The 214-nt window shown below is 29.9% G+C and carries 1 protein-coding gene; it reads right to left on the reverse strand.

The genetic code is table 11. The annotated features are described in order from the left end of the window. Nucleotides 1-214: GmrSD restriction endonuclease domain-containing protein (locus OU788_RS12855; RefSeq protein ID WP_274635511.1), on the reverse strand; the 214-nt coding region annotated here is incomplete at both ends.

Here is a 214-nt window from a genome sequence, read left to right on the forward strand (position 1 = left end):
ATAGCATTTTCCTTTGTCATTTCAGCAATTTCTCTTTGCTGATTAGATTTTGTATAACTATCTCTTTTGTCTGAAAAAGGTTTGTTGCCGACTGAACAATTATGTGATTTAGATAACAAAAGATAATTTCCTAAACAATCGATAAATTGTGTTCTAAATTCTTCATCGTAAACATCATATCCGTTCTTAGGATTTTCTGTTTGAGTTGCAATGT

The sequence above is a fragment of the Tenacibaculum sp. L6 genome (assembly GCF_028823685.1).
GTDB lineage: Bacteria > Bacteroidota > Bacteroidia > Flavobacteriales > Flavobacteriaceae > Polaribacter.